General features: G+C 33.0%; 3 protein-coding genes. 2 read left to right on the forward strand and 1 reads right to left on the reverse strand.

Annotated features, from left to right (window positions below; translation table 11 throughout):
* Nucleotides 1–110 precede the first annotated feature (110 nt).
* Nucleotides 111–335, reverse strand: a complete 225-nt coding sequence (locus IEX29_RS26260; protein ID WP_188738833.1) for a DUF739 family protein — start codon at nucleotides 333–335, stop codon at nucleotides 111–113.
* A gap of 159 nt (nucleotides 336–494) precedes the next feature.
* Between IEX29_RS26260 and IEX29_RS26265 the strand changes: the two genes are divergently transcribed.
* Together IEX29_RS26265 and IEX29_RS26270 are read left to right on the forward strand one after the other, a co-directional pair.
* Nucleotides 495–1,196, forward strand: coding sequence for a LexA family protein (locus tag IEX29_RS26265; RefSeq protein WP_188738835.1), 702 nt, complete (start codon nucleotides 495–497; stop codon nucleotides 1,194–1,196).
* A 65-nt stretch (nucleotides 1,197–1,261) separates the two neighbouring features.
* Nucleotides 1,262–2,668, forward strand: a complete 1,407-nt coding sequence (locus IEX29_RS26270; protein ID WP_188738837.1) for a recombinase family protein — start codon at nucleotides 1,262–1,264, stop codon at nucleotides 2,666–2,668.
* The last annotated feature ends 10 nt before the right edge of the window (nucleotides 2,669–2,678 follow it).

Below are 2,678 nucleotides of genomic sequence, written 5' to 3' on the forward strand. Positions count from 1 at the left end.
AGTCAACTAATTCTTTCAACTCAACTGACTGTTCGTTTAACCTGATATCAGATGGTTGTCCATCGGTTAAATGTATTTTTTTCACTTCAATTCACCTCTTCAAATTTTGTTCATACAGCATGAACTTTTGGCTTAAAAAAATATTGAGGAATATCAGATACATCTAATTCAAGCAATTCTACGGCTTTGGATATTTCGTTATCCCTCCACGATACTCTTCCGTTCAACTTTAAAGACATGCTTCTTTCGGATAATTCCATTGCAATCGCAAAATTATATTGAGTGCCATATTTTTCAACAATACGACCAAGTAAAGATGAATAATCGTAACTCAAATTTAACACCTCCTTTTAGGTTCACATAATATGAACTTTATATAATCATAATAACCCTAGTGTTAAACCTTGTCAATAAAATAATTCACTTTTCATGAACTTTTTTATTGAACTTAAGTTCATGATGGTTTATAATTAATTTATAAGGAGGTAAGGAAAATGAAACAAGATACATCAAGCAGACTGAAGCAATTAATGAAAGAAAGAAACTTAAAGCAAGTAGATATATTGAATAAATCTATTCCTTATCAAAAAAAGTTAAATATAAAAATGGGAAAAAGCACATTATCTCAATACGTTAACGGAAAACAATCTCCTGACCAAGATAGAATTTACTTATTATCCAAAACATTAAAAGTTAATGAACCATGGTTAATGGGATATGATGTTTCTAGAGAAAGAACGCCTGAGGAAAATAGAGACCTAAACATCGTTAAAGAACCAACCGAACCATATTATTTCTTCCCAACAACTATAAGCGCCGGATTACCATTTCATGTTGATGGCATAACAGAAGATAATGTAGAACAAATAGAAATACCTGACGCTGTGCTCGGTAAATGGGCAGGAGATGAATTGTTCATCACAAAAGTTAATGGTGACAGCATGAACAAAATTATCCCTGATAAATCTCTTATAGCGGTTAAACCGGTTGAGTTACACCAATTAAAAGAAGGTGACATTGTAGTTTATAGTAACGGTGGAGACTTTTCGGTAAAAAGATTTTATTTAAATGGTGACGAGATAGTTTTTAGACCGGATTCTCACGATTCATCATTTTTTGAACAGCGCTATAATAAAACAACTGAAAATATAACAATTCATGGAAAAGTTGTTGTTTACATTGTGGAATTAGATTAATTTACCAATCTATGTACTTTAGGCAGGTAGTTAGCCTGCCTTTTTTAATAAAAGGAGTGTTAGCAATGACAGTCGCAATATATATACGAGTATCCACAGTAGAACAAGCAACGGAAGGTTATTCGATAGCAGCCCAAAAAGAACGTCTATTGTCTTACTGCAAAGCACAAGGTTGGGAAAGTTATAAGTTTTATATCGATGAAGGTATATCAGCTAAAGATACGAATCGCCCAGAGTTACAGAAGCTATTTGGAGATATGCGAAAAGGTCTTATTAATACAATTTTAGTTTATCGACTCGATCGATTCACAAGAAGGGTTGTAGATTTCCACCGAATGCTTGAGGAAATGAATAAATATAACTGTACTTTTAAATCCGCCACCGAAGCTTATGATACATCTAATGCTATGGGGAGAATGTTTATCTCTCTTATAGCTACTATAGCCCAATGGGAAACTGAAAATATGTCAGAGCGTATCAAAATGGCGCTTGAAGAAAAGGTATCAAGCGGAGAACGAGTTGGTAATATCCCTTTTGGGTTTGATTTAAATAGTAAAGAAAGACTCATTAAAAATGATAAAGCACCAATATTAGAGGATATGGTACAAAAAATATTTGACGGGTGGTCGATGCATAAAGTTTCTGTTTATCTTAATCAAACTACTACTGATGGTACCTGGACAACTAATAAAGTGAAACGGATACTGGAAAACCCTGCTCTTTATGGATCCACTAGATGGAATGATAAGGTATACGAGGATACTCATATAGGTGTAATAACAAAAGAAAAGTTTATGAAATTACAACAACTTTTAAAAACAAGAAGTACTACTAAACGAAGAGATGTAAAAAGTGTTTATTTATTTCAAAGCGTGCTATCTTGTCCGAACTGCAAACACAAATTAACACCAAACCGAAGAATAAGAAGAAGAACTGATGGAACTGAATTTTATCGAGTGAGTTACCGTTGTAATTACTGCCAAAATCACAGACAAAACTATAAAACTTACGGAGAAGAAAATGTGCTAAACGCGCTTTTGACTTACATGAAAAAAGTAACTCTGCCTAAACCAGAAGTTACACCTCAAAAAAACAGCGGAAATATTTATATTGATCAGCTAAAACAAATAGAAAAGAAAAGAGAAAAATACCAACGTGCCTGGGCATCCGATTTGATGAGAGATGAAGAATTCACAAAACTTATGAATGAAACAAAAGCTATTTATGAAGACCTTCAACAAAAAGTTAAAGACAACGATAAACAAGAAGTATTAGACGTGAACAAAATTAAAAATTTAATAGTTCATTTTAATAAAAATTTCACCTTGTTAACCAGAGAAGAACAGAGTGTATTTATTGCAAGGTTTATTAAAGAGATCGAATTTCATATTATAACACCCCCTCCTAAACGTGCTAGAGCAGCGAAACAAGGAAGGGATATCGTTGTAATAACAGATGTTGTATTTATGTAACGTTGTCGGA

Origin of the sequence: Oceanobacillus neutriphilus (assembly GCF_014645515.1) — a bacterium.
Lineage (GTDB): Bacteria > Bacillota > Bacilli > Bacillales > Amphibacillaceae > Oceanobacillus > Oceanobacillus neutriphilus.